Origin of the sequence: Paenibacillus apiarius (genome assembly GCF_017052585.1) — a bacterium.
Taxonomy (GTDB): domain Bacteria; phylum Bacillota; class Bacilli; order Paenibacillales; family Paenibacillaceae; genus Paenibacillus_B; species Paenibacillus_B apiarius.
This window is the reverse complement of record NZ_JAFFHZ010000001.1, coordinates 4933227-4959014: the sequence shown is the minus strand read 5'-3', so window position 1 is coordinate 4959014 and position 25788 is coordinate 4933227. Positions and strand designations below refer to the sequence as shown.

The following is a 25788-nucleotide window of genomic DNA, read 5'->3' as shown; positions in this document are numbered from 1 at the left end:
TCGTGCCTTTCAAGGTTTCAACACCACGGCCACCTCGGTTCATTCGGCGCGAATCCAGTGTTACGGCCACTCATAATTCCCGCGTCCATGACTCTCCGGATCGATGCCTCTGCCCAGTGGCCCACATAATCCGGCTGCTTCGGTTTATCCATTCCCTCCAGCTCCTGTTTGTCCGTGTCCGAGATGGAAGTATTGGCTTTCATCAGCTGACGCATTAACTGGCGGAAGTCCTCCTCGCTGCCGAGCTCGATCATGTCCAGCTTCACCTTAGCCTGCAATATCTCCTGATTGATCGACTCCATCTCAGGCACTTCATTCGTCACATAGTGATACCATGCATTTAAATATAACTCGGCATCGCTTGCTTCCATGAATTGCTCCGGGAAATTCGGATACATCGGCCGATATGGAACATGTGCCCCAACGAACTTTTGCAAGCTATGGATCAATGCTTTGTACCACCTGATAAACGAAACCTCCGATAGTGTGCGGAGAGCCGCAAGCAGTGCGGGAGAGCAGGTGAAGCCGAGTGCCGCTATATTTTTCATTGCCGTCGCCAACTGCGCGTCCGGAAGCTTTGATTGTTCCGGGACCACGATTATTTTCCGGCTTCTGCGCAAATAAATGTCGTTCTGCATAATGGCATACCCCTTTCCATTGAACTGCATCGCCAGGAAAGCCGCCCCTCTAATCACCCAAGTTGTTGTAGAAGGAAGAAAGACGATAGCCTGGCGACTCCAGTCTGCCATCTTCCGGAAAGCTGCTACCCTAAACCATGGTAAAGGAAGGAGAAGGAAGGTTAGCAATAGCCGGAAGATGGGAGCGCCGTTCGAGCTGCTGCCCGCTCGGCCTCTTGGTTACTATCTTCGCATCTTTAATACCACACGACAGGGCGCAAGTATGGCGAACTTGGCAAAATGATGCATGGATATGTTTTTCCTTCGTTTGCCAGTGGCGATCCGCAACTGCTATACTGAAGGCATATCGAACAAAGGAGTGAAGGGGAATGACGCAGAAGACGCGCATCGGCAAGACGGACTTATGGGTTAATCCGATTGGGCTTGGCGCCAACGCGGTCGGGGGACATAACATTCACCCCAACTTGAACGATGAGACAGGCAAGGAGGTCGTCCGTACGGCCTTCGATCAGGGCATCGACTTTCTGGACACGGCGTTCATCTACGGGCCGGAGCACTCCGAGCAGCTTATCGGCGAAGTGATCAAGGAGAGGAGCAACCGATCGGACATCGTGATCGCCACCAAAGGGGCGCACAAGTTCGTGGACGGCAAAGTGGAGCTCGATAACTCTCCCGCCTTCCTGACGGCCGCCGTCGAGAGCAGCCTGCGGCGTCTTCAGTCTGACTACATCGACTTGTTCTACATTCACTTTCCAGATGAACGGACCCCGAAGGACGAGGCCGTGGGCGCGCTGAAGAAGCTGAAGGACGAAGGGAAAATTCGGGCGATCGGCGTATCCAACTTCACCATCGAGCAATTGCGGGAAGCGAACAAGGACGGCTACGTCGACGTCATCCAGGACGAATACAACCTGATCAAGCGCGACAAAGAGCGTGATCTTCTTCCTTATGCGGTGGAGAACGGCATTTCGTTTATCCCTTACTTCCCTCTGGCATCAGGTTTGCTGGGCGGCAAGTATACGAAGGATTCGCAGTTCTCGGACGGACGCGCCCGCAGCCCGATGTTCCAGGGCGAGGCGTTCGCCGCGAATCTGGAGAAGGTGGAGCAAGTCCGGCAGATTGCGGAGGAGAAGCAGGCCGAAGTGGCGCATGTCGTGCTGGCCTGGTATTTGACCCGGGACGCTATCGACGCGCTCATTCCGGGCGCCAAGCGGCCGGAGCAGGTGCTGAACAACCTGAAGACCTTGTCCGTCCGGCTTACTCCGAAGGAGATCGAGCGGATTGATCAGATTTTCCAAGCGTAATTGCTTATTTCGCTCCGAAGCCATCCCTAGGGGGATGGCTTCTTTTGCGTGAGCCTCCTACCCTAAAATTCATAAATCACATCTTGATACTCGGATATAAAATCATGTAAAATAACTGTACTCAGCAAAGGAAGCATTTCTATATAAATGATCTGTAAACAAAGTAAATAAGATGAGGTGGTCAGATGGCAAACGAATTAATCAGAGCGTTTCAACTATTAAAAGAAAAGGAATGGGTTGATCTGACGCATGCTTTCGGTCCGGACTCTCCTCATTTTTCCGCTTTTGCCGATGCCCAGTTTACTACATTGTTCAACCATGATGACGGTTTTTTTGCGCAAAGCTTTACGTTCGCCGGGCAGTACGGAACTCATTTGGATGCTCCCATTCATTTTGTTCGGAACAAACGTTATTTGGATGAGCTCGATTTGAAGGAATTGGTCCTGCCTCTTGTTGTTATCGACAAATCCAAAGAAGCGGAAGAAAACAATGACTATTCGCTCAGCGTAGAAGACATTTTGCAATTTGAAGCGGAGCACGGCACAATCGAGGAAGGTTCCTTCGTCGCTCTGCGAACCGATTGGAGCAAGCGCTGGCCGGATAAAGAAGCTTTTAATAACAAAGATGCGGACGGCAATAACCATGCACCCGGCTGGTCGCTCTCAGCACTTCAATTCTTATTTCAGGAAAGAAAAATCAAAGCAGTCGGCCATGAAACGTTCGATACGGACGCAAGCATCGACTATCAAAAAAACGGCGCCCTACTAGCCGAGTATTACGTTCTCGAGCAAGACGCCTACCAAGTCGAGCTATTAAAGAATTTGGATAAAGTGCCTGCAACAGGCGCCATCATTTTTAACATTGTGCCCAAACCAGACAAAGCGTCTGGATTTCCGGTACGGTCATTTGCCATTTTGCCGTAAGCGATACAAGAAACACGCCACAGTCACAGCGGCGTGTTTTTCTATTAGCTAAGCCAAATAATCCCCCTATCAAGCGATATCTCCAATGAGCGGTAAAGCTCACGCATAGAATCCGGGAACTTGAATACAAGGTTATATTTTGCCGCGGTTTTGATTTCAGGGGCCGCTTAAATGAAAGTCTAATTCTCACTATCTGTAAAGATATTTAGGCCCTGCACTTGAGCCAATGATCTCTCGGTTGAAGAGCTCGGCAAATACACAGATGTAATGCCATCTGCTTTTCACTTTTACATACGTTAAGTCGCTTACAACTACACGTTTGTCTTCTGTTTGTTGAAACTGACGATTCAGTTCATTTGCCTGTTTTGATTCGTTACACGGAGTTCTTTGTGGTTTGAATTGAGCCACGGTGTAGGTCGAAACTAGGCCTTGCTCTTTCATGATACGGCCAATTCGACGTCTTGATATGGTGAGCCCACGTTAATATGCTCAAGCAGCATCTTCTGCGTAATTCCTTGGATGTCCTTTTCCAATTGGGAGAGCGACATCGGATTTTTGCCGAGTTGCCATAAAATAATGGGCTTCCATTTTCCCTTCGTCACATCATGCGTCAGTTCTAATGGACAGGTGTATTCCGTTCTTAACTTCATCCCGACCCGCTCCTAACATATGAATCTGTGTCAAGCGCATCAACTTCACTAATCCCAATCCATGTAAGGCTCAATCTCCAGCTTCTCTTTCCGGCACTCCGGACATGCCAGCACTGTTGCTTCCGGGTACAGTTCTTTCAACGGATCAGACGTCAGCGGCTCCGCGCACCGTGGGCAGACATGACGCAGTTCAAACTGATCGGTATCCGAGCGAATCCTCAAGTACAAGTCATTATGAAGATAGCCGCACTGCTCGCACACATAGATCACATCGCAAGCGGTATGTACCGCACTGTCTTCATGGATAAATGAGGCGGCCCGCTGTCGATCCTCTTCCTTCTTCATTACCGGCAAGAGCGAACTTATATAACAATAACTAAACCCGTTACCTAAAAACACATTACTGCGGTACGTGCAATGTCCGCATTTCAATTTACATGCTATCCCCATATCATTTCCCGCTTTCCTTCAAGCTTTGTTTATGCAATATGGCACAGGAGATGTTCATTTAACCGGAATCTTGTACAGCTCTTTTGCTAGCTTTATCGATTGATTCAGATGACGAATGACCTCAAATGTCGGCTCTAACGTGTCCTCGATTCCATCGACAAATAGATCAATATGGAATTTCAGCGTCGTCCCAAATGGTCTGCCATTAGGTGTTTCCGGAGGAAGCGCTAAGGGGCCCCGTTCCAGTATTCCGGAGCGTTTGAAGCGCGGCCTCCCGATCCCCGTCCGGGTCGTCAAACGGAACTATGCCCTCCATCACTTGCATGAGGCCGTCGTCATACAGATACCTGCGATGAACCTGCAGCCGCCATGCTTCCTCCGCGTCCAGGCCGGAATGGATAGTCTACTGGACCCGACGGACTTAGCCACTCGTAGGGTTGTGAGCGGATTCATCTTCTTCACCACTCTCATCTTGCGAACCAAGGGCGAAGCCCGCAGCATAGATACGGTGTTATCGGATGTATCCGCCTTCTTCGAATATGCAATGCCTTACTTAAATTCCATCTTTAATTTCAATAATTTGTTTAATATGTCTTTGTTCATGCAAGTACAGCGATCTAACCCATTCAATTAAGAACATCTCTTTAAAAACCGGGTGTACAAAATGTCTTCTGCTTAGCAGTGATGGGTCTTCTACCGTGTTTAATACTTCGTTTAACTTCTCTCTTGAATGATTTAGTTTCTCAATTATTTCTTTACCTTCTAAAGATTCATCATCTGGTTTAGCAATGTCAGGAGCTTCTATCTTATTACTTCTATCAACTAAAAATCCCCATTGTGGATTATTCTTTATAACTGAATCTTCTTTACTCTTTAATCCTTTCTTTATTGCCATGACATATAATTCTTCTGTTAAGTGTTGACATACCTGACTTATAGTCCAACTGTTTGGTTCTTTACGCTTGCTTAATTGATCTCCATTCAATGCATTAACAATTTCAAGTAATTCGTCTCTTGTTTCTTTTAATTTTTGATTGATTTCTTTAAGATCCATGGACAACTCCCTTTCTTTTATTTTTTTGCGGATATTTTCGATAACGTTCTTATGTTCACGCCGTCCCTCCTCATCATCACGTATGACTATCATTCTGAAAACATTGAACGGGTCCCCGCCATCGGTCATCTTGTTGCATTTCTATGTAATTTCCTTTCGTATATTCATCAATTACTCTTTTCCAAAACTGATGGGCTTGTATATTTGTTTCTGTTTGTCTAATCTCCCATGCACCAGGAAAATCTGTCAAAAAGGCGGAACGCCGCCTGCTTCCCATAATTCCTTCTTCTGAACTTCCGCATAATAAAGAAATCACTAATGACATTTGTCTCATTGGCTGTACTCAATTTAACAAATTCTTTGGGGACACCTGTTATTACCAAGATGAAACCTGCTATTTCTTCGTCGATCTTAATCAAAAAAGGATGTCGGTATTCATCTGCCCACTGATGATCCAAATATTTATATTGATATAGACCGTGTTGAGAAAGAGCATGACCATCAAACTCACTCGAGTCGTATCGATAAAGTTGTATTAAATTCTGCAGGACTGGCTTATCCTTATACGAAATTGGTTGTATTTCGAGCATCACTGCCCTCCATTCTCATACTATTCTTTGTACTGATTTCATCCAATGTATCCCCATTATATATATTGTGTTCGGGACTTTCATATAACGTCCTTTCATTCAAGCCCCCTTACCGGCTTCAATACCTCTTACCTTCGTCGGTGCATGGTTGTCCGGAGCAACCGCATCCTCGCCAATAGCTTCTGAGGACAGAGAGCCGTCAGCCCGATGCGTGAGTGCGGTGTTATAGGATATTTTGAATCTATCGCTTTCAACATATCCTTTGACAACCTGTTTCCCTATAACATTTCTTGTATTGACGACACGACCCGGCCTTAGATAGCTCCTATCTTAGGCCGGGTCGTGTGTTGTCTGAGTCCTCTTCCATGATTATACATCTGATTGCCAAGGGGCGAAAGCCCCGCAGCGTGAATACGGTGTTAGAGTTCAAGAGAGTTAAGGCGCCTTTATGAGAGAAAGAAGGAAAATGAGAGGCGCAGACGAAGAAATATAGATCGAAGTAATCATATGACCTGGAAGAAGGAGGAACTCATGAATTATCGAGGAAGGTTTACCGGATGCTCTATGCAAAGTCTAAACTATGGACAACGGCGGTTGCTTGCATAGAGCTGGAGAATTCGTTACCGCCCAGACATCGCATCTTATGATGATGCTGATAGCTTGGACTTTGCTTCCTTAATCAGTATTTATATAAGGAGCAGAGCGACAATGAAATATGTGAACGCAAATCATGTATTCCCAGAGGCATTAATCAGGGAAATACAGAAATATATCCAAGGCGGATTGGTGTACGTCCCCACACCCAAGTCGCTGCATAAGAAGTGGGGCGAGAATACAGGCAGCAGACAACTGTTGAACCGGAGAAACACGGATATCCGCAATCAATTCGAAGAAGGTTCAACGATTGATGATCTTGCTGAACAGTACTGCCTGTCGCAGGAAAGCATCAAAAAGATCGTGTATGCAAAATCATAGAGGTTGTTAGGCTGCATCAGAGCATCATCTGGTGCAGCTTTTTTGTAATGTTTGTTTTTATATCCGGATTGTATGCCTCTATTTACAATAATACCAACAGGTGCGATACATGATTTGGTGTGAAACCTGATGACGAAAGGTTATAAAAAATGCTCAAAATAGGGGTTGAGAACAAATGTTCGATTTCTTTCAATTTGACACGGATGAAGAGAGAAGGTTACTGTTGGCGCGAGCGAGAAATGTAGCTCTCACCGCACTGCAGCGGTATGACATCGAATGGGAACGAATACAGTTCATTCAGTTATCGGATACGATTACGTATAAGATTGAGACGAGCATGCAGCAGCGCTATTTGCTTCGTATTCATTCGGAGCGCTGCGGTAAAGAAGAGATATGCTCAGAGCTTGCGCTGCTTCAGGATCTGAATCAATCCGAAGGACTGATCGTTCCGGAAGGGATAGCGAGCAAGGATGGCTCCTATGTCATGGCAATCGATACGGAAGCGGGATATCGCCGGCCCTATGTAACGCTAATGCGCTGGGTAGAAGGGGAACACGCTAGTGAAATGACGGACAACCGTATTTATCGTATGGGGGCGATGATGGGACGTCTTCATGAGGCAGCAGCAAGGATTACGCTGCCTCCCGGCTTTACTCGTCCGGAATGGGGAGTGGATGCTTTGCAGGTGAGATGAAGAAGCTGGAGCGTTATTATTATCGTTTTTTATCCGAACAAACATGGAGCATATACCAAGCTGCCGCAGAAAAAATCATTTCGCATATCTCTGTTATGAAGAAAAATGAGGATAACTATGGTCTGATCCATGCGGATTTACATTCCGGGAATATCGTATTTAACGGAGATGAGCCTTGTCCGATTGATTTCGGACGGTGCGGTTACGGCTATTATCTCTATGATATGGCGGGTGCCTTATTAGAGCTTGGCCCGAAGCAGCGGGAGCATTTCATTGAAGGGTATGAGAGCGTGAGAAAGCTGCCCCTGGACTACGTTCGGGATGTAGAATGCTTTTTCGTCATGTTCATGATCGAGAACGGCTGTCATCATGCTTCCAACCCGGAAGAGACGAACAATCTCATATCAGAACAACCTTTCGCATTAGCGTATTTGCAAAAGTTTTTACAACAATCATCGTTTTTATTTCGGAGAATTGAGCCTGTGAGCATGGACTGTTCTGCTGCCGCTCTTTTCAAACTGTTACATCAATAGATAGCGTTGGTACAAATATTATTTCATCTACTTTGCCTTCATCATTAATTTTTACAGCTGTAAGCCCTTTAGGCAAATATGCCCCTGTATCTATATTCAAAGTATTGCTTTCACTATCAAATTCCGCCCTACCTGATTTACAAGGAGTATGCCCGATAATCTGCAGTTTACCAATATTTTTTAGTTGTCCCCTATTCCACAAGACACTTTCTGGATGAGATTCTTCAAATGGATTTTCTGCTGTCAAAGAAATACCTGCATGACTAATAAAGGCATAGTCCGTTTCATAGTATAGAGGTAGCGATTCCAACCAAGAAATATAGTTAACTAGCTCTAATGATTTTCTTTCAAATTGTTTTAATGTCTCTTGTCCACATTGTTTTAACCAATTCTCATTTCCTTCTTCTACATGCACAATAACTTCAAACTCATGATTTCCTTTAAGAAAGTAAACTTTATCGGGATTGTTTTTTTGTAATTCGATCGCATATAAAATTGTCTCAGGAGAGAACTTCCCTCTGTCCAATAAATCACCAAGTTGCACTAAGATCTGTTTACGACTGTTCCAATGCTCATTAATAACTCCATGTGTAACCCCCGCGGTAATTACGCATAACGTGCTTGTATCTGCGCTTAAAGGAGCGCCAGCGACTGGGTCCGGGGGACTTAGCCTCGTAGGGTTGTTCGCTTAATCTACTTCTCCGCTTTCCTTATCTCGCGAACCAAGGGCGGAGCCCATAGCGTAGATACGATGTTATCGAATGCCCTTACCTCCATCGTATTAAATTAATTTATTTGGTTCTTGTTATGATTTTCATCATTACTTTTCATATCGATAATAGAATTATTACAAAACCTATTTAATTAAAACAATTTTAATGCGAGTATTCTTAATGCTCCGACACCATCTAGTAAATAAGTCTGTCGAAAATGATCGACAGACTTATTTATCGCTTAACTATAATTGGTATTCTGCGATTTCAATATTCAAGGATCTTGTATCAATTACTTTACAACAATTATGAATTTTTTCTTCTTGTATATTTCCATCAATAAAACCACCACAAACTTGACAACGGGGAATCTCTGAAATAAATAGTTCATAGTTTTTTTGAATCGTTTTTTCTTTTTGAGTCTGATGTTGATTTTCAGTAAAATCGAGATAATAATATCTAGACCTCAACTCAGTGAAATCATCATTTTCACATGAACATAATAATATTTCATAATATGAGCTCACTTCTTCGTATGCACGTTTTGCTTGTCTTTTTTTCCTAGCTATATTTTGAATATGTTTTTCATTTGTAATTAAAAAATCTTCGAATTTTTTCCTCGATTTAATAAACAAATCTAATAATCTTGTGTCTTCATTTAACTTTAAAGCAAATCTTAAAAATCCATATAAAGTATTAGTTTTAAATTGCTTGGTTGCACCATAAAAATAAGCCTTCTGGCTAATATTTAATTCATCTTGAATAAAGGTTAAAAGATTAAGCACTTTTGCTTCTAACATTTCAAGATTCAATACTTCATTATTATCAATAATTTTCACCGCATTATAAACTTTAGAAATTATGAAATCCTCGTTTAACGAACCAGCTAGTGGATAATTTTTGAGTTGATGAGATAAAAATGGCATAAAGAACCTATTAAATATTTCTTTGGTTCTTTCATTTTGATTCTTAGATGACTGGCCTAATCCATGACCAAGTATAGCTCGACTTAATTTTGATATAGGTAACTGGTCATTTTCAATCAATTCCTTCTCATCCTCAGAAATTACTACTCCTTGTTCATTTATTCTAATAAATGATTCTTTTACTTTATCATAATTACCTGTAACCCATTGTACAGCAATTGAACGTTTTGCAATTATTTGTTTAGCATACTTGTCTTTTTCATCAACAGAATTCTTAATCTCTATGTAACTACCAATTTTTTTATTCATATATTCTTCTATCACTAGATGATTACTGTCATTCATTTCATTTGATTTGCCGTAATCAGAATTAACCCACGCTATCAAGGAACTAATTCTATGGGCACCATCAATTATATAAATGTCCCCCCCAGAATCCTCCCATAGAATAATAGCAGGGATTAAGCCATCATCTAGAAAAGTATTAATTAGTTTTTCTACTCTCTCAACAGTCCATTGGTTAGTGTCTCTTTGAAATATTGGTTTTTTTAATTGTTGATAGAAAAACTGCCCTTTTTCTAAATCCGTTAAATTAAAACTACTTCTTCTATCAGATTGAGAATGAATTTGGATATTATTTGAAGCATCAACCTCACTTCTAGGTATTAGGTGCTCTAAGTTGCATTTTAGATTGGTTTTAAACACTTTCTTTTTCACCTCAAAGTAAATAATTTTCTTAAACTCTTCTTCATTTATAACCTTTTCTAGAAAAAGTATTTGAGAATCCTGAATAACTATAATATTTTCTATGTAAAAATTAGTATATTTATCAATTAAATCTATAAAAAGATTTAATGCAGTTCGTTTATTTCCATCTGTAAACGCATGAATTTTATGATGAGAAATGAATAGACTAATTATAAATTCCATCTCATTTGCAAAATAAACTTTTTTCGCAAATGAAGATTCATATGAACTTCTTTCAACATACATTCCAGGATTAAAGTCAGAATGTTTAATGTTCAATAGTTGAGCATAATGTATAAAAGACTCAATTTCTTGCTTGGTAATATTTAGTTCCCTAGAATTGAATTTTGGATAAACAATTTCACAATCTAATATATGTTGTATTTTTACATTGCTTTTAATGTTATAGATTCCATTATCATATGATTTCAAATTTATATATGCTTGCTTTTCTTCTTGACTTATTGTCCTAGTATACAATGATGTATCTAAATCTATCATTTCTTCCTCCCGTTTCACTTACTAATATATGTATAATTATAACACATTACTATCATTCAAATGATTTAAGAATTACAGAAATTTGTATATACATCTGATTTACGTGTCATTATGAATGATATCAATTTTTTTAATTATTCCATTTATTACAATCCGAAAGAGTTTACCAGCGATTTAATTCCAATTTTTTGTTTTAATGCTTATAAGGGTTTTCGATAACGTTGTTTCATTGCATTCACGAAACCTCACTACCTTAAGCGAACAAAGTGAGCGGTCGCGAAATGATTAGGATGTGCAGGGTTGTCCCCTGAAACTTTTTCCCTGTTTCATACTCCATTGGGACCGAGTTGCGCGTTTGCGAAGGATGCGTGAATGTAGTATTACATGATTCAGGCGACTACTTTGAAATATAAACTAAATCACTTATAAACAAAGCTCAATTGAATAGCCCTTATCTTAATCTTGACTAAAAACATTAGAAGTTCTAATTCCGGATCTTTGATTGATTTAATGTTCTTTAACTTTCTATACTCTTTAGAGCGCATTTCTTCCTTATTCCATGTTTCTTTAATTTGCTTTAGCGTCTTATCTGGATGGTTTTTATGCCATTCGAGTAGATTTTTTATATTATTATCATTCTTAAGATACCATCCTTGATATACTTTCCAATTACTTATACCAAGTACTTTTAAAATAGGTCTGATATTCATTTGATCAAAAAACAATCCCATTGGTCGATTAAACCCGAACTTCAGAATACTATTTACAGGAAATAACGACATCGGGTAGCATGCTATTAATAGATGTAGTATCCACTTTAAAGTTCGTATGTATAGTTTCATCCAGTATATTAATGCTTTTTGAGTCGTAACTGGCATATTAGTATTCTTGATTTGAGTAAAACTTTCTTTTAGGTTCGGGGTATGGGCGTAAGAACATAATGCTCCATATATCGATTCAACATTCTTAGTAAGCTCCCAATCTGTAGGAAACAGGAATTTATTGTTAATATTGATAACTAATCTTTTGAATGGAAGCTTTGAAACTCTTCCATATATCCAGTCATCAAATTCCGACATTTCAGATGAATCATCTTTCGTTGATTCCCAGAATAGATGTAATAATACAAGTTCTAATGTTGACCTCAATCCACCTATAGAAACATGTAAATACGAATTTAAACCAGCTAAGATAGATTCCCTTAATGTATTAATAGCCTCAAAAAAGCAATATCCCTGTTTCATCCATAAGTCATTAGGTAAGAATCGTCCTCCTTGCATGTCCTGATACTCCCAAATTGATTGTACTAACCATGCAAATTCATTATGTAGATCAGATAATGACTTATCACTTAATAATTCCATTGAATGCTTTCCAATATCACTCAATTCATAATCGTTGATAAATAGTGCATTCTTTAGACTATGTTTGTCTTGATCCGGCTCAATATATGCTGAGTAACTAAGCATTTATATTCTCCTTTATATCGCCTGTTTCATATAACGTCTTTGTATTCACGAATCCGAGAGCCTTAAGTGAGCGTCAGCGAACGGGTCGTCAGACTTAAGCTCGCAGGATTGTCCGGCTGAAGTGCCGACCGTGACGCGGTTAGGTTCGCAGGGTTTACGCTATCGTATTGCACCTAAATCCGGCCCCGTAGTGAATTCGCTTCGGCGGACCAAGGGGCGTATGCCCCGCTGCGGGAATACGGTGTTTTAGGAATTTGGCGACATCACTGAATAATCAATAATTCCATTTTCCGGTTCATCCTCATAACTAGTATCTTGTAGATTTTCCTCTTCATACGTGAATTCAGGGTAAGTAGCGAAATAATCAGGCCTATTAAATCCTGTACCAAGGGCAAGAGCAGTACAAGAAAGAATAAGAAAATCCCTTTCGTTTTTTATGGATCTTACTAAACAATAGGCAGTTTTTACATTCCTACCGGATAAATGACTTCTAGAACTATCGCTATTACAATAAAAAACGTCAATTTCAAATTCTACTTTAATCCCATTTGCCTTTCGGTAACATAATTTTATTTGTTGATTCCCCTTCACTTTTTTTGTTTTACTTTTGAAATAGAAAACCCCTTGTAATAATACAAAATCCCCAGGCTTAATAATTGATGTAATTGCTGTCCTATTCCATATCCGGTTCAACCGAATAAAAGGTCTTTTATTTATGACCATCAAGAATAAATTCTTTAGATAATGATACAGATATGTTCCTTCAAAAAAATCCAACCAGTAATCCTTATCCTCGATTCTCGTTTTTGACCAACTTTCAATCGGTTTAATAAGTCCCTCATCATTAATAAAACCATGTACCAGTGCATATCGGTAGTATTTAGATTCTGTAGGATTAATATTCAAAGTGTCTACTAATTCAATAATTCTACCGACGTTAAAAAAATCATAGAATGCACCATCTGTGTTATGAATATCTAAAACCGTCTTAACATCTACATCCTTAACAAGTTGCAACCACTTTTGTTTTGCATCACGAATTCGCTCTGGAGATAAATTTATACTCAATTCATGTTTGCTATGCGCTTCACCATGGTGTTCTAAACACAAAACCACTAAGTTTTCTTCAGAATGTGACCTAGATATTTCCCATGGGACTATGTGATGGATAATAATCGACCTTGAATTGTCCCTACATATACAACATGTGTATTTAGATTCAAACAAAATTTTCCTAGTTGTATTTTCTGGAATTGGAGGTCTTGGTTCATTTAATAATAGCTCAATAGATTCCATAGTGAGACCAAGCTTAATCATTTCCTCTTTGCTTGTTTGTTTAAGTTTCCTTAATGTAAATCCCTTTGAGATTAGCTTTTTTGCTAAGTAAGAATTTACCTGTCTCCGGATTAATGCCATGTAAGTTGACTTCATAATCTTTAACTCCTTGTTTTTAACGCCGATTTATAACGTTCAGGTACATCTACGAGCCCAAGAGGCTTAAAGGAGCGTCAGCGACTGGGGCCGCAGGACTTAGCCTCGCAGGGGTGTTTTTTGCAAGTGAAAAATGCTGAGTTTTGCTGCGAAAAGTGCCAGGCTCCCTTGCCAGCCAAAGCATTACTGCGGAATGCGTTCCATTGCCTGCTTGAGGCGGAAACTCTCGCCTGTGAACGAGAGAATATGCGCGTGGTGCACGAGACGGTCGACCAAGGCTGACGTGAGCTTAGTATCCCCAAATATGGAGGTCCATTGGCCAAACTCCAGGTTTGAGGTTACAATCACGCTCTGCTGCTCATAGCAATCGGCAATAACGTTGAACAGGAGCTCCGAGCCGGTCTGGCTAAAAGGGACATAACCGACCTCATCCAGAATGAGTAGCTCCATCTTTTTTAGTTTTTCCCGAAAGCGGCTAAGCGTGCCGGCTGCGAACTTCTCCTGCAGCACCGCGACCAGATCGGAGGCACGGTAAAATTGCACCGCATGCCCTTGCTGGCAAGCCTCAATCCCCAGCGCCGTCGCCATATGCGTCTTGCCCGTCCCCACCGCACCCATGAGTAGCAGATTTCCTTTGCGTTTCAACCATGCCATCTCCCGCAAAAGCTCCAACGTGCTCTCCCCGGGAAACGTAATGTGCGTGTCCACGTATCCGTCAAAGGTCTTCAGGTGCGGGAATCCGGCTTTGCTGCACAAGCTTCCCCAGCTTGGCCCGTCGCCGTCCTTCTCGCTCCGCCAGAAGCAACCGTTCCACCAGTTCGTTCATCTGATCGTCCTGGTGCTGCGCCACGTACTCCACCACATGGGCCAGTCGAAGCTGTCGGCACAATTCTGCCAGATCGGTCCGAATATCAGCTCACCCCCATCAGGCGGTCATAGCACTGCAGGGATGGGCCGCCTTGCGTGCCAGGCGGCGAAAGCGTCTCCGTCCACGTCACCGGAATATCCCGATCGCTTGCTTCAGGCTCAAAGCCGCCGTCAACTGGGCCACGGTTGCCTCGCTGTCCGACGCCTCCAGCACCTGCTGAATCTGCTCTACTGCATACACGCCACACCAGTGAGCCAGCGCCTGCAGCCGTTCCTTGCGCACGGTCAGGTCGGTCATCCCGACGTATCGCTGAATCGACTCCGGCAGCATGCGAATGAACTGCGAATGGGTGACGCTGCGCGGTTTGCGCAGCAGATTGGAAAACACCTGCACCCACGGAATCTCGGCGGTGCGCCCCGTATACGGCCGCGGCACCTCCCGTACCACCTGCTGCTGTTCGGTCAGGATGACCAAGCGTCCCAAAACGTCTGGATCAGCACCTCACGGCCTGGCGGAACCAGTCCCGCCAATGGAATCGTCGTGCCTTCGGCTTGGATTTCTCCATACTTGTTCACCATCGCCGCGCTCATGCGGAAGGCTTCATAGCCCGTCTCCGGTAAGGTGAGCAGTTCTCGGCGGTCGGCCCCCCAGAGGTCGGCGATTCGCTCTCCCTTGGCATAATGAGCGCGTTCCCGGTCCTGCCGAGCTTGCTCGGCAAGGGTGGCCGCCAGTTGCTCCTGACTCTCATAGGCCGGAATCGGCACTGCCCAGTTGCGCTTGGCATAGCCGCATTTGCTTTCTACATGTCCTTTTTCATGGCCGCTGTAGGGATTGCAAAACACCGCCTCCATCCGGTAATGAGCGCAGAAGCGCTGAAAGCCTTCCGTCAGTTGCCGCTCGCCATGCTTCTCTACATGCACCACCGCAGCTGACAGATTGTCAAACCAGATGCGCCGGGGAACGCCGTCTATTTGCTGAAAGCATTGCTTCATGCCTTCCAGAAAGCATTCCTGGTTTTCCGCCGGTGTGGGATACACAAAAGCCGCGTTGCTGTAAGGGAACGACACTACCAGTAGCTTGTAGGTCAGCAATTGCTGATGCTGGCTGACCTGAATGGTCGTGAAGTCCACCTGTGCTTCTCCGGGCGGGTGCTCCAGCCGCTCGTAAGATTTAGCGCGCTCCAATTCCATTTCGCTTTTGCGTCGCTTGACGTAGGCGAGCACCGTTCGTTGTCCGCCTGCAAATGCATATTCCGTCTGCAGTCGCTGGAAGATCCGAACGCCGGTATGCCGCTGTTTGCGGGGGAGCAGCCGGTCTTCCTCCAGCCAGGTGTCGACCACCTCCATAAACGGGCCCATTACTGGGCTGTGGCTTTTGCGCTTGCGAAGTGCGGCGTTCCAGTCGTCCTGGTCGGCATAACGTTTGGCCGTTCGCCAGTGAATGCCCACCTGCCTTGCGATTTCGCTCACTGAGCAGCCTTCTGCTTCGCGTAAAAATTTGATATACTCTTGTTGGGGCATTTTCAGCATCCTTCCAGTCTCCTTCGTCATGTTCTCAGCAAACCTAACGATAGGAGGATATTGGGGTGCTGGCAAGTGCCTCTTTTTTGCATTTCACTTGAGCATTTTTACGCTGCAATTTTCGGCATTTTTAGTATGCAATAAACACAGGGGTGTTCGCTGAATCGACTTCTATGCTCACCACTACTTGCGAACCAAGAGCGGAGCCCACAGCGTAGATACGGTGTTTTCTGATGCAGTGCCTTCTTCGAATTACTTAAACAAGTCTCTTCTTACTTCTGGTATCGCTGGACGCTTGATACCACATCAATTATGTGATCATAACAAACTATTCCATAGTGCTTGAATGATCCCGGAAAATCTTCAGATGCAAAAGTCCCGACAGAAATATAATCTAGATATCTTGATTTGGTATATATTCTAAAAGCTTTCCCTGAAAACTCTTAATAGTTGTCCCATGCAGTGAACAACTCATTCAATACTGAATAACCAATATATCTTTCAAAATAGATTTGAATAATTGAAGATTGTTCATCTATATCAATCGAATAACTATCACCAAAGTTCTTATCGGCAACCACCAAGGGTTCTGGGGTGTCACTTAACTTACTCCTACTAAAATAGAGTCTCAATGAATTACAAGTGGGTTCATTAAGACCTAAGAAAAAAATGCCCTTAAGATCCATCAGATCTTCATACTTCAATGAATCACCTCCTCTTTTACGAATGCACCGGTTTCAGATAACGTACTTGTATCTACGAACCCAAGAGGCTTAAGGGAGTGCCAACGACCGCGTCCAACGGACTTAGCCTCGCAGGGTTGTTCGCTGATTCAACTTCTCTGCTTATCGTATCCTGCGAATCAAGGGGCAAATGCCCCGTAGCGTGAATATGGTGTTAGGTGATGTTGTCGTCCCCTTCGAATATACCCTCAAGGATTTGTATCTGCTTATTTATTATTTCTTCTTCATCAATTGCGACATGCTTCATAATTGTACTAACAGATTCCATTGTCAATTCACTTATTGTTAAAATATCGTTACCTGCTTGTAATGCATGTTGAATGAATGTATTTGAAAAATCTGTCGGAGTAAAAGTTTTTTCAGTAATATTTTTGCTTAATATTTTTATTTTCTCACTAATATAGTTTTCATCTAATTTAAAGATCTTCTCGTAAGGGTTAATAATATCAAGACTCTCGAAATATGACTTAATTAATGTCGCAAGATTAGTATTCAGAGGAATACAACGAGTAATATCTCCAAAGTCAAAAAATAATGAAATAAACCTATTGCCAAAACTAATCTGATATTGTGTTAGATTAGCTATATACTTTCTGCTCAGTCCACTATATAAAAATAATCCAACTAGCAGCCGATCTTCGATGGGTTCTGTAGTTTCATTCACAAATACTTTTAGTTTATTAATTGATTTATTATCTATATATTTCTTTTCTTTTAAAATAACCTGTGGCTTGTTAACTCCTTTCATAACGTCCGTTGGTATTCTATCGGTATGATAAGTATACTTAAAGAAACCAGAGAAGGCATAATAATAATTCATTTTCTCCGCATTTGAAGAATCCAGGTCTTCAATAAAAGTATTAATATCATGAAAATTGATTGTATTTAATGGTCTAGCGGAATTATAACTCTTGGACATATAATCTTCGAAAAATCGATTTATTCTACTTTGGTAAAAAACCTTCGAAAATGTATTAGGTATTGTTTCAATGTAATTTTTGAGGAGTTGTTGTACTTCATTAAGATGCTGATACATTTTTTTCTCCTTTACGACAATTTCATCTAACGTTCTTGTATTCACGAACCCGAGAGGATGGGCGCTTGTCGCTCGGGTCCGACGGACTTAGCCTCGCAGGGTCGTCTGTCCGAAACCGCTTTCTATATTTCATCTGACAGACCAAGGAGCGCCAGCGACGCAGCGTGAATACGGTGTTTTCTCCTTCAGTTCACTTCACCTCATTGACATTGATTGCGTGGATTTCAGATAACGTTACCGTGTTTACGACGTCCCTACCACCCTAAGGCCCATAGGGCCGGCCGCGATGGGTTATGTGGTGCGGATGTGTCCCGGCAACTACATCTTCGACTGATCTTCCGGGACCGAGGAGGCTTGTCCCCCGATGCGTGAACATATTGTTATATGACGTATGACGCTTCTTTGAGATGCAACAAATTGCTTATTATAATAATGAGTTCATGTCATTTTCATATTTTTGATAGCTCGTCCAGCCCAAGATATCAATAATTTCTTTTCCCAAATTCCTCAAAGGAACAGTTGTATATCCTAAATTATTAAAACAATCTCTTAAAGGTTTTTTATAGTTCCCTTCTTCAAAATGTATAGACTGATTTCTGCCTTGCCAAATAACATTCTTCAAAACATCATTTCGAATCTGTCTACCATCTTTACAATTAACTAAACCATGATGGACGAAACTTATCCCTTGTTTTGCAATTTGTAGAAGTGACCCAGAAAGAGAACTAATAGAGTATTTCTTATTTTCCATTGAATCTTCAAGGATTTTAATTTCATCTAAAATAGGTTGTAAAACCTTTTGTTGGTAATCAGCTTGTTTATTAAAAGCGTGCATCATTTGGAATTCATTGAAGTGATCATCTGGATCAAATTCTTTTCTTCTAAAATCATCATGAAGAAAATCATGATGTTTTTTTCTTTCCACATACAATTCTTCTAATTTTAAAAGTTGACTTTCTTCATATCGAATAAGTTTTATTAATTCTTCGGCAGCAAATTTTGTATCTAATATGTATTGATTCATTTCCAAACTCCCTTGTCATATGTCGTATAACGTTCAGGTATCTACGAACCCGAGAGGCTTAAGGGAGCTCCAGCGACCGGGTCCGACGGACTTAGCCTCGCAGGGTTGTTCGCCGATCTTCTTTTCTTATTACTCCTCGCGAACTAAGGGCAAAGCCCGCAGCGTAGTTACATTGTTATACGAAGTAACTTCACATTCTTGAATATCAATTACAAAGTTCCTTCAAGTAATCTCTCAAATTCAAATAGATCCTTAATACTTTTATAATCTCCATTAATAACTTCTTCACTGCCTCTTAAAAGCCATACAGTATGTATACCTAACTTCTTCGCGCCTTCCAAGTTATGAATGTTGTCATCTACAAAAATAACCTCATTGGGATTAACATTCAGTTCCTTCAAAGCAGTCATATACATAAGTTCATTAGGTTTCCTAACTCCTAATATGGACGACATAACAAAAGATGAAAAATAATTCCGTAAATTTAGATTAACAAAAACCCTTTCTAATGAAGGCCATGTATCCGAAACAACACCTAATTTATAGGCAGCACTTAATCTTGGGATAACATCAAACACATCATCATGGAATAAGAATTTCTCGTCATTATACACTGTATCGTACGCGATACATTCTATTTCTGTTTTTGTTAGTTGTAATTGTGGAAGTTGATCAGCAAATTCACTATAAAATTCTACAAACAATTCATATTCTTCTTGTTCAGTTAAAACATAATCTTGCTCATCTAATCTCTTTAAGCAAATTTGAAACACCTTTTGTAATACATCAGTTCCTTGCTTTTCAAATACAGGTTTATCAATATATTTATAAAAATTGGGTGGAATAAACCAATGTCCTGTTCTGGGGTGATTCAAAACTCGTCCTGAATCAAAAAGTATCGCTTTTATTTTCATATTTTTCACTCTTTCTGTTTTTTTTATAGTTTCTGAAGTTATTTCGTCTAACGTTCTTGTAGGCATTCAATGAAAATCCATCTTATAAATGGTCTTCCTATTGTCTCTCTCCCTTTATCTTTTATGAATAAATATACCTAGTTTAAAAAAAGATTTTGAGAACGTAGTTGTTTTATAAAAGCTTTAACGAACTTGCGTATAACGTTCTTGTATTCACGAAACCGAGAGGCTAAGTGGCTAAGCCACTTAGCCTCTCAGGGTTGTCTGCTGATCCGCTTCTCCGAAAAACCTCATGCAGACCAAGGAACCGTCAGGTCTCGCAGCGTGAATACGTTGTTAGACGATGACTGTGCCATCCCTGAAAACGCCATAAAAGAATAAGTCTATAAAGTCTTCTCAAAAATGTATAGGTCATCTTCTTCTCTAACTTTGGTGAACCCGCACTTGGTATAGAAATGATGATTCTTGACACTCCAACTAGGAGTATCAAGCCACCATTTCGTGCTATCCGGAAAGTTTATTTCGATTTCGTTCATTACTTTCATACCGATTCCTTGATTCTGAAAATTTGGATCAATAAAAATTCTTCCTAGATTATGTACTTGATTGCTTTCTATAAATATCAAAGCCCCCCCTATTATTTCTCCATTAAAGAGCACCTTGAAATATATACAATTTTGCATCATCTCTTCTTGCCAACTTATGGAATCATATCCTAGTGGACCACCGATTTCGTTATTATTGAAATGTTTTGATTCTTCATCAAAGCTGGCCTTTTGTATTTCAGCAAGTTTTTGTGCATCATTTTTTATTGCTCGTTCTAGTATCAACATTTGATACACCTCCATTAATGTGATTTATATTAAATTATCTTTTTTGTTTTTTATTATTTTATCTTGCACAGGTTTCATCTAACGTTCTTGCATTCACGAACCCTCACCGACTTAAGGATGCTAGGCCGGGAACGATGCGCTTAGCCGATGCGTGAATGCAGTGTTATTCGCTGTCCCGAACTTCTTGAGTTACCAATACTAATCTTTATTTACTACTCTTATATAGTCCGTTAAATGATCTCCTTTACCAGATCCGTCAATAATTAAGTTTGCTTTCTTATATGGTTTTTCCACTTCTACATATTGCTGTTCCGCAGGCATCCAAATTTCTTCCCATGTATCCCTCATATTCTCACCGTCTCGCTCAATTCCTCTAGCCAACCGAGTTCCATAGTCTGTTTCTATCCAAATTGTATAATCGAAATAGTCGTAAAGCTCACTTCTAAGACAATAAACACCTTCAATTATCACCAACCCTGAAGGAACTTTATCCCACTCTATAAGTTTATCTTGATTCCAGTCATATCTTTGATAGTAAGCTTCTACTCCATTGTAGATTGGTTTTAAGACCTGCTCTAATAATCTTCTCCAATCAAAATCTCTTCCAATTAAATTTTGGTCTTTTATTTCTTCTTTCCTTTGCTTAGAAGGCAAATAAAAATCATCCATATGAACAATAGATACTATATTTATTGAATCAAATTCATTTTTTAATTTCGATGCAAGGGTACTTTTACCAGCACCTCCACACCCATCAATTCCAATGAGCATCGACTTCTTCTTTATCTTTCTCTCACGAAGAATATCTTCGCATATATCTTTAATGTTAATACCTTCCATTTTTTTACCTCCCATTATTATACCAATGCCTTGCCTTTTCCTGTTCGAATACATTCTAAACCGTTCGTTCCGTCAAATGCCGCTTCTTATCCTGACCGGGAAACCTCACCTACACGTAACCCCGCCGAATATATCAGAACCGGCAACGCTTTATGCTTGATATAGTCAACGGGTTTCAAGACTCGCATTACTTCTTGCTCGGTAAGAACATTTGGAAAATTCATACTCACAACGCTCATTCTCCCCCAAGTATACCTACAGTGTGTAATATTGGAAATATCATCTTACATAGAAAAAGAGAACCTCCTCCGCCTATAGGCAGATTGAAGTGTCTCCGATGCTTTCAGAAAACGATGTGCGAACACCCTTTTTATTGACGATTCTCATGCGCTTTTGCTGGAAATCACTTAGGCTGACTCATCTCTCATCTATAACATCCGTTGCTTTTTGTCCCGGCGCAAAGTTGCGTTGAATATCTTCCAAAAAGCATTGGACCGCAGGAGCCAAATACCGATTTTTCATAAACGTCAAATAGACCGTTCGTTCCAACGCAGGTGAATCCATCGTTTTTCGGACAATCGATACACCCTTCGGTTCAACTAAATAATTTTCAGGGATAATGGCGACCCCAAGATTTTCTCTTACCAATGTCAAAGCGGTCTCAAACCGTTCAATTTCAAATTTGATGTTCGGAGACGCTTGCTCGAGCGCAAAGGCTTTCAAAATATCTTCCCTCGTCTGGAATCCTTCCATGCTAATAATGAAGGGTTCTCTTTCCAACTCTTTGAATGTAATGGATTCCTTCCGGGATAGAGCGTGATCCCGATGCAGCACGAGGACTAACTTTTCATCATATAAAGGGATCGATTCAATATCGTCTGCGTGGATGCACTGGTTTGTAATGATGAGATGGGTATGGTATTTCCGCAATGAATCGACTACCGCCTTTCTGCTCAGCACCTCCATCAGCTTAATATGAATCGAAGGAAAGCGGCCTTGATATTCACGGATCACCTTCGGAACCCACTGCCTCACGGACTCGATCATGCCAATCACAAGCTCCCCGCTGCCTGTCAGCTTTACTTCTTCCATCTCTTTTTTCAAAATGTTCATTTGGGAAAGAAGCCGAATCGATTTTTGATACAATACGTTGCCGGCGTCCGTCAATTCGATTTTTCTCGTGCTTCGTTCAAGCAACGGCGAGCCGACCTCATGCTCCAAATTTTTAATGGCATTGCTTAAAGAAGGCTGTGATATATGCAGTTTTTGTGCGGCTTTGGAATAGCTCAACTGATCGGCGACCGTCACAAAATAATGTAATTGTTTGATGTCCAAAACCGATCTCCCCTTCGATTTATAACTTAAAGCTATTAATTTATTTATATTATATATTTTAAATTATAAGAATGTCATCATATAATGAAACAACAGAATATGCAGAAAGGGTGGGGACATTGCGAAAACATATTGGAGCCGATGTATGGACCGGCCGAACGGATCATACGGAAAGAAGAAGCAGCTTTCGCTACCATCAAATCGTGGAACGGGTGGAGCTGGATACACCATGGAAGACCTCCTCTACTAACACTTGCGCCATCATCGGTTTTGAATGCGAGGAAGGCGTTCGGCGCAATCAAGGAAGATTAGGCGCAGGGAACGCTCCGAATGCAATCAGACAAGCGCTCGCAAGCCTCCCCTGGAGAGCAGCGGAAGGCCATCGCCTTGTCGATGCGGGCAATGTGGTTTGTCCCTACGAAAAGCTTGAAGAAGCCCAGGAAGCATTGGGCCATGCCGTCTCTGACCTCTTTTCAAAATCCGCGACTCCCATTCTTTTAGGCGGAGGACATGAGACGCTGTATGGACATTATTTAGGTGTCCGGGAACATATAGGACCAGATGCTTCGTTAGGAATCATCAACATTGACGCCCATTTCGACTTGCGCCCCTACGACAATCAGCCTTCATCAGGAACGATGTTCCGACAAATATTGGAACAAGACAGCAATAGCCGCTATTTTGTGCTTGGCATCCAGCGTTTCGGAAATACACAGGAGCTGTTTGACAAGGCGGACGAGCTCGGTGCCTGCTATATTTGCGAGGAAGAGATGCATGAAGGACGGATGGATGACATCACTTCTGCATTACTAGCGTTCATGGAGCAACAGGATTATGTCATGCTCACCCTTTGTACCGATGTTCTCAATGCGGCATTTGCGCCGGGAGTCAGCGCTCCGTCTCCTTTCGGGTTAACGCCGATGGTTGTTCGTGCCCTTATCCGCACTGTCGCTTCTCACGAGAAAGCGCTTTCTTTCGATATTTGCGAGGTGAATCCGGCTGTTGACGAGAACGGAAGAACCATAAAGCTAGGTGCATACTTGACGAATGAAGCCATTATGGCATTTATGGGGAGGAACAATGATGACACTGGCACTTAATCAAGTGAATACGATATTTTTGGCCGTAGCCCTGCTCGTACTAGGAACCGTCATCGTCAGAAAATCGGGAGTACTGCAAAAGTTTTGTATTCCGGCGCCCGTTGTCGGGGGTCTGCTGTTTGCCATCCTGGCTACGATCCTGAAAACGGCGGGTCTTTTGGAAATTGCATTGGATACCTCGCTCCAAAGTCTATTCATGCTCACGTTCTTCACCACAGTAGGATTGGGCGCAAGCTTTCAACTCATCAAATTAGGCGGCAAGCTGCTCGTCATTTACTGGCTTGCCTGCGGATTCCTGGCTTTAGCGCAAAACGTGATCGGGGTTTCCCTCGCTTCATTATTCGGCATTCATCCGCTGATCGGGATGATGGCAGGAGCCGTATCTATGGAAGGCGGACATGGAGCGGCAAGCGCATTTGGACAAACGATTGAAGATATGGGAATCCACTCGGCATTGTCTATTGGGATCGCGGCAGCTACCTTCGGTCTTATCGCCGGCGGTCTGGTTGGCGGCCCGACGGTAAAATATTTAATGGCTAAATACAATTTGAAGCCGACGGAAACAAAAGAAGAAGCAGCGGACGTGGAAGAAAACGTTCAACCGATAACGACAAATACCTTCTTCATCCAAGTGCTGCTCATTACATTCTGTATGGCGATAGGGTCATATTTGGGAGAGCTGTTCACGTCAGCGACAGGCTTTGTCCTTCCTGGATATGTCGGATCCATGTTTGTGGCCGTTATCGTCCGCAACATCGTGGATAAACTCAATCCGAATGCCATCGACATGAAGAGCATCAACCTGGTTAGTGACGTGACGCTTGGCATCTTCCTGTCTATGGCGCTCATGAGCATCAAGCTATGGGAAGTAGCCGATCTTGCGCTTCCGATTCTCGCCATCGTGCTGGTACAAGTCCTATTTATCGTTCTATTCGGGATTTTCATTTTGTTCAAGATGCTGGGCAAAAACTATGACGCCGCCGTGATGGTCGCCGGTTTTACGGGCCATGGCCTCGGCGCCACGCCCAATGCCATGGCCAATATGGCTGCGGTAACGGAGCGCTTCGGGCCTTCCCGCAAAGCATATCTGATCGTTCCCATTGTAGGCGCCTTTCTTATCGATGTGTTTGCCGTGCCAATCATTATTACGACGCTGAATTTATTTAAATAGTCTCAACTAAAAAATAATCCTGATGACTATTTGACGAAGATTATCGAAGGGGAGCTCTAGCGGCTCCCCTTGGTTCATTGGCGCGATGAATGATGGCTCTTCACGATGGCACGATAGTCTATTTTCCCGTTGGCATCCACTCCAGCTTGATCAACGTATCCGTTTGGGATGCCAGACGGAATGGCCCCGCTCCTGCGGGGATACCGATTTCGCCATCCTCAATCCAACGGAACGGCACAATGGACAGCTTCGGGCTGCACAATATTCTCGGGAATAAGTAGTTGCATTCCTTCAGCTGTATCGCCAAGGAGCCGTCATCCTGCATCGTAATGCGCTCGATAGTGACGAACATCCTGCCCCTGTTCACGGCTCGCCTCAATGTAGCTGCGACATCTTGGCTTGTAACGGCAGAGCCATCATGGAAGCGCAATCCTTCGTCATCGCTGCCGACAGCTTGCGCAAGATTGGATACCGCCTGTTGAAGCTCCATATCGAACCGAATCAGCGGTTCGAACAACTGTTCAACGAAATGGACATCATGCCGCGAAATCGTGTGCAGCGGATCGAGCACGACGCGCGTATTCGGATACGGATAGCGGAACACATCCAATGGCTTCGCATTATGTATAATATGGTGCAGGCCATACGCCTCCTCGATCAGCCGCTTGATCTCCTCGTCTTGGAACATATCATGCTCCGCAATGAGCTGAAACGCCTTTTGAAAATCGTCTTTATGCCACAGCGCTTGAAAATAAAGGCGAATCACTTCATACAGCCCCTTTTTCAACAGAAGACAGGGCAGACCC

Annotated in this window: 27 protein-coding genes and 2 pseudogenes; 7 read left to right on the top strand and 22 right to left on the bottom strand. The window is 42.3% G+C overall.

The window, feature by feature from the left end; all coding sequences use genetic code 11:
* Positions 1 to 17 precede the first annotated feature (17 nt).
* Positions 18 to 749 (bottom strand): hypothetical protein, encoded by a 732-nt coding sequence (locus JSQ80_RS22075; RefSeq protein WP_240463753.1) that lies wholly within the window; start codon positions 747 to 749, stop codon positions 18 to 20.
* A gap of 257 nt (positions 750 to 1006) precedes the next feature.
* Between JSQ80_RS22075 and JSQ80_RS22070 the strand changes: the two genes are divergently transcribed.
* Both JSQ80_RS22070 and JSQ80_RS22065 read left to right on the top strand, forming a co-directional pair.
* Entirely contained in the window at positions 1007 to 1942 is a 936-nt protein-coding gene (locus JSQ80_RS22070) for an aldo/keto reductase (protein ID WP_206096700.1), read from the top strand.
* A 185-nt stretch (positions 1943 to 2127) separates the two neighbouring features.
* Positions 2128 to 2865 (top strand): cyclase family protein, encoded by a 738-nt coding sequence (locus JSQ80_RS22065; protein WP_206096699.1) that lies wholly within the window; start codon positions 2128 to 2130, stop codon positions 2863 to 2865.
* Between the two features lie 207 nt (positions 2866 to 3072).
* Here JSQ80_RS22065 and JSQ80_RS22060 read toward each other — a convergent pair.
* The 6 genes and pseudogenes from JSQ80_RS22060 to JSQ80_RS22035 all read right to left on the bottom strand — a co-directional run.
* Positions 3073 to 3345: pseudogene (locus tag JSQ80_RS22060) on the bottom strand (IS3-like element IS655 family transposase); the annotation flags it as partial.
* Positions 3303 to 3515: a winged helix-turn-helix transcriptional regulator gene (locus tag JSQ80_RS29570; RefSeq protein WP_206096698.1), complete on the bottom strand. Its 213-nt coding sequence runs from the start codon at positions 3513 to 3515 to the stop codon at positions 3303 to 3305. The pseudogene JSQ80_RS22060 and the gene JSQ80_RS29570, both read right to left, overlap by 43 nt.
* A gap of 48 nt (positions 3516 to 3563) precedes the next feature.
* The gene (locus JSQ80_RS22050; RefSeq protein WP_240463752.1) at positions 3564 to 3869 is read right to left on the bottom strand and encodes a hypothetical protein; all 306 of its coding nucleotides are present in this window, start codon (positions 3867 to 3869) and stop codon (positions 3564 to 3566) included.
* 150 nt (positions 3870 to 4019) lie between these two features.
* Complete coding sequence (locus JSQ80_RS22045; protein ID WP_206096696.1) at positions 4020 to 4262, bottom strand: hypothetical protein; 243 nt, start codon at positions 4260 to 4262, stop codon at positions 4020 to 4022.
* 256 nt (positions 4263 to 4518) lie between these two features.
* Entirely contained in the window at positions 4519 to 5019 is a 501-nt protein-coding gene (locus tag JSQ80_RS22040) for a DinB family protein (RefSeq protein WP_206096695.1), read from the bottom strand.
* Positions 5020 to 5237: 218 nt separating this feature from the next.
* Positions 5238 to 5609, bottom strand: coding sequence for a GNAT family N-acetyltransferase (locus JSQ80_RS22035; RefSeq protein ID WP_240463751.1), 372 nt, complete (start codon positions 5607 to 5609; stop codon positions 5238 to 5240).
* A 708-nt stretch (positions 5610 to 6317) separates the two neighbouring features.
* On the opposite strand from JSQ80_RS22035, the gene JSQ80_RS22030 reads away from it, so the two are divergent.
* The 3 genes from JSQ80_RS22030 (at position 6318) to JSQ80_RS29560 (ending at position 7811) form a co-directional block, all read left to right on the top strand.
* Positions 6318 to 6584 carry a CD3324 family protein gene (locus JSQ80_RS22030; RefSeq protein WP_206096694.1) on the top strand — a complete coding sequence of 89 codons (267 nt, stop codon included), beginning with the start codon at positions 6318 to 6320 and terminating at the stop codon, positions 6582 to 6584.
* A 175-nt stretch (positions 6585 to 6759) separates the two neighbouring features.
* Positions 6760 to 7278 carry a phosphotransferase enzyme family protein gene (locus JSQ80_RS29565; RefSeq protein ID WP_272491147.1) on the top strand — a complete coding sequence of 173 codons (519 nt, stop codon included), beginning with the start codon at positions 6760 to 6762 and terminating at the stop codon, positions 7276 to 7278.
* Positions 7275 to 7811 (top strand): phosphotransferase enzyme family protein, encoded by a 537-nt coding sequence (locus tag JSQ80_RS29560; RefSeq protein ID WP_272491146.1) that lies wholly within the window; start codon positions 7275 to 7277, stop codon positions 7809 to 7811. Before JSQ80_RS29565 ends, JSQ80_RS29560 begins: the two co-directional genes overlap by 4 nt.
* Here the strand turns inward: JSQ80_RS29560 and JSQ80_RS22020 are convergent.
* The 14 genes and pseudogenes from JSQ80_RS22020 to JSQ80_RS21955 all read right to left on the bottom strand — a co-directional run bounded on the left by JSQ80_RS22020 (position 7792) and on the right by JSQ80_RS21955 (position 22711).
* Positions 7792 to 8361, bottom strand: a complete 570-nt coding sequence (locus JSQ80_RS22020) for a metallophosphoesterase (RefSeq protein WP_336245851.1) — start codon at positions 8359 to 8361, stop codon at positions 7792 to 7794. The genes JSQ80_RS29560 and JSQ80_RS22020 overlap by 20 nt on opposite strands.
* Positions 8362 to 8769: 408 nt before the next feature.
* On the bottom strand, positions 8770 to 10698 hold the full coding sequence (locus JSQ80_RS22015; RefSeq protein WP_206096692.1) for a DUF262 domain-containing protein: 1929 nt from the start codon (positions 10696 to 10698) through the stop codon (positions 8770 to 8772).
* A 419-nt stretch (positions 10699 to 11117) separates the two neighbouring features.
* Positions 11118 to 12167 carry a hypothetical protein gene (locus JSQ80_RS22010; protein WP_206096691.1) on the bottom strand — a complete coding sequence of 350 codons (1050 nt, stop codon included), beginning with the start codon at positions 12165 to 12167 and terminating at the stop codon, positions 11118 to 11120.
* 246 nt (positions 12168 to 12413) lie between these two features.
* The gene (locus JSQ80_RS22005) at positions 12414 to 13598 is read right to left on the bottom strand and encodes an HNH endonuclease (RefSeq protein WP_206096690.1); all 1185 of its coding nucleotides are present in this window, start codon (positions 13596 to 13598) and stop codon (positions 12414 to 12416) included.
* A gap of 183 nt (positions 13599 to 13781) precedes the next feature.
* Positions 13782 to 14508 (bottom strand): annotated as a pseudogene (istB, locus tag JSQ80_RS22000) (IS21-like element helper ATPase IstB).
* An 84-nt stretch (positions 14509 to 14592) separates the two neighbouring features.
* A complete protein-coding gene (locus JSQ80_RS21995; protein ID WP_206096689.1) occupies positions 14593 to 14901 on the bottom strand; it encodes a hypothetical protein in 309 nt (102 codons plus the stop codon).
* 26 nt (positions 14902 to 14927) lie between these two features.
* Entirely contained in the window at positions 14928 to 15995 is a 1068-nt protein-coding gene (gene istA, locus JSQ80_RS21990) for an IS21 family transposase (RefSeq protein ID WP_206096688.1), read from the bottom strand.
* Positions 15996 to 16429: 434 nt separating this feature from the next.
* Positions 16430 to 16690 carry a hypothetical protein gene (locus tag JSQ80_RS21985; protein WP_206096687.1) on the bottom strand — a complete coding sequence of 87 codons (261 nt, stop codon included), beginning with the start codon at positions 16688 to 16690 and terminating at the stop codon, positions 16430 to 16432.
* 193 nt (positions 16691 to 16883) lie between these two features.
* A complete protein-coding gene (locus JSQ80_RS21980) occupies positions 16884 to 17765 on the bottom strand; it encodes a tyrosine-type recombinase/integrase (RefSeq protein ID WP_206096686.1) in 882 nt (293 codons plus the stop codon).
* Between the two features lie 424 nt (positions 17766 to 18189).
* Positions 18190 to 18789 (bottom strand): hypothetical protein, encoded by a 600-nt coding sequence (locus JSQ80_RS21975; protein WP_206096685.1) that lies wholly within the window; start codon positions 18787 to 18789, stop codon positions 18190 to 18192.
* A 209-nt stretch (positions 18790 to 18998) separates the two neighbouring features.
* Positions 18999 to 19769: an HAD family hydrolase gene (locus JSQ80_RS21970; RefSeq protein ID WP_206096684.1), complete on the bottom strand. Its 771-nt coding sequence runs from the start codon at positions 19767 to 19769 to the stop codon at positions 18999 to 19001.
* Positions 19770 to 20086: 317 nt separating this feature from the next.
* Positions 20087 to 20536 (bottom strand): GNAT family N-acetyltransferase, encoded by a 450-nt coding sequence (locus JSQ80_RS21965; RefSeq protein WP_206096683.1) that lies wholly within the window; start codon positions 20534 to 20536, stop codon positions 20087 to 20089.
* 198 nt (positions 20537 to 20734) lie between these two features.
* Positions 20735 to 21376 carry a uridine kinase family protein gene (locus tag JSQ80_RS21960; RefSeq protein WP_240463749.1) on the bottom strand — a complete coding sequence of 214 codons (642 nt, stop codon included), beginning with the start codon at positions 21374 to 21376 and terminating at the stop codon, positions 20735 to 20737.
* A gap of 417 nt (positions 21377 to 21793) precedes the next feature.
* Positions 21794 to 22711 (bottom strand): LysR family transcriptional regulator, encoded by a 918-nt coding sequence (locus JSQ80_RS21955; RefSeq protein ID WP_206096682.1) that lies wholly within the window; start codon positions 22709 to 22711, stop codon positions 21794 to 21796.
* Positions 22712 to 22830: 119 nt separating this feature from the next.
* Between JSQ80_RS21955 and hutG the strand changes: the two genes are divergently transcribed.
* Both hutG and gltS read left to right on the top strand, forming a co-directional pair.
* On the top strand, positions 22831 to 23811 hold the full coding sequence (hutG, locus tag JSQ80_RS21950; protein ID WP_206096681.1) for a formimidoylglutamase: 981 nt from the start codon (positions 22831 to 22833) through the stop codon (positions 23809 to 23811).
* Positions 23795 to 24982, top strand: coding sequence for a sodium/glutamate symporter (gltS, locus tag JSQ80_RS21945; RefSeq protein WP_206097688.1), 1188 nt, complete (start codon positions 23795 to 23797; stop codon positions 24980 to 24982). Before hutG ends, gltS begins: the two co-directional genes overlap by 17 nt.
* Positions 24983 to 25100: 118 nt before the next feature.
* Here the strand turns inward: gltS and JSQ80_RS29795 are convergent, their stop codons facing one another.
* The gene (locus JSQ80_RS29795) at positions 25101 to 25748 is read right to left on the bottom strand and encodes an ABC transporter substrate-binding protein (protein ID WP_336245798.1); all 648 of its coding nucleotides are present in this window, start codon (positions 25746 to 25748) and stop codon (positions 25101 to 25103) included.
* Positions 25749 to 25788: the final 40 nt, after the last annotated feature.

Excerpts from the sequence above, each read along its gene's own strand:
- JSQ80_RS22075 (WP_240463753.1), bottom strand. The coding sequence starts at position 749 with ATGGCAGACTGGAGTCGCCAGGCTATCGTCTTTCTTCCTTCTACAACA.
- JSQ80_RS22070 (WP_206096700.1), top strand. The coding sequence starts at position 1,007 with ATGACGCAGAAGACGCGCATCGGCAAGACGGACTTATGGGTTAATCCG.
- JSQ80_RS22065 (WP_206096699.1), top strand. The coding sequence starts at position 2,128 with ATGGCAAACGAATTAATCAGAGCGTTTCAACTATTAAAAGAAAAGGAA.
- JSQ80_RS29570 (WP_206096698.1), bottom strand. The coding sequence starts at position 3,515 with ATGAAGTTAAGAACGGAATACACCTGTCCATTAGAACTGACGCATGAT.
- JSQ80_RS22040 (WP_206096695.1), bottom strand. The coding sequence starts at position 5,019 with ATGGATCTTAAAGAAATCAATCAAAAATTAAAAGAAACAAGAGACGAA.
- JSQ80_RS22035 (WP_240463751.1), bottom strand. The coding sequence starts at position 5,609 with ATGCTCGAAATACAACCAATTTCGTATAAGGATAAGCCAGTCCTGCAG.
- JSQ80_RS22030 (WP_206096694.1), top strand. The coding sequence starts at position 6,318 with ATGAAATATGTGAACGCAAATCATGTATTCCCAGAGGCATTAATCAGG.
- JSQ80_RS29565 (WP_272491147.1), top strand. The coding sequence starts at position 6,760 with ATGTTCGATTTCTTTCAATTTGACACGGATGAAGAGAGAAGGTTACTG.
- JSQ80_RS29560 (WP_272491146.1), top strand. The coding sequence starts at position 7,275 with ATGAAGAAGCTGGAGCGTTATTATTATCGTTTTTTATCCGAACAAACA.
- JSQ80_RS22015 (WP_206096692.1), bottom strand. The coding sequence starts at position 10,698 with ATGATAGATTTAGATACATCATTGTATACTAGGACAATAAGTCAAGAA.
- JSQ80_RS22010 (WP_206096691.1), bottom strand. The coding sequence starts at position 12,167 with ATGCTTAGTTACTCAGCATATATTGAGCCGGATCAAGACAAACATAGT.
- JSQ80_RS22005 (WP_206096690.1), bottom strand. The coding sequence starts at position 13,598 with ATGAAGTCAACTTACATGGCATTAATCCGGAGACAGGTAAATTCTTAC.
- istA (WP_206096688.1), bottom strand. The coding sequence starts at position 15,995 with ATGCTGAAAATGCCCCAACAAGAGTATATCAAATTTTTACGCGAAGCA.
- JSQ80_RS21980 (WP_206096686.1), bottom strand. The coding sequence starts at position 17,765 with ATGTATCAGCATCTTAATGAAGTACAACAACTCCTCAAAAATTACATT.
- JSQ80_RS21975 (WP_206096685.1), bottom strand. The coding sequence starts at position 18,789 with ATGAATCAATACATATTAGATACAAAATTTGCTGCCGAAGAATTAATA.
- JSQ80_RS21970 (WP_206096684.1), bottom strand. The coding sequence starts at position 19,769 with ATGCCTACAAGAACGTTAGACGAAATAACTTCAGAAACTATAAAAAAA.
- JSQ80_RS21965 (WP_206096683.1), bottom strand. The coding sequence starts at position 20,536 with ATGTTGATACTAGAACGAGCAATAAAAAATGATGCACAAAAACTTGCT.
- JSQ80_RS21960 (WP_240463749.1), bottom strand. The coding sequence starts at position 21,376 with ATGGAAGGTATTAACATTAAAGATATATGCGAAGATATTCTTCGTGAG.
- gltS (WP_206097688.1), top strand. The coding sequence starts at position 23,795 with ATGACACTGGCACTTAATCAAGTGAATACGATATTTTTGGCCGTAGCC.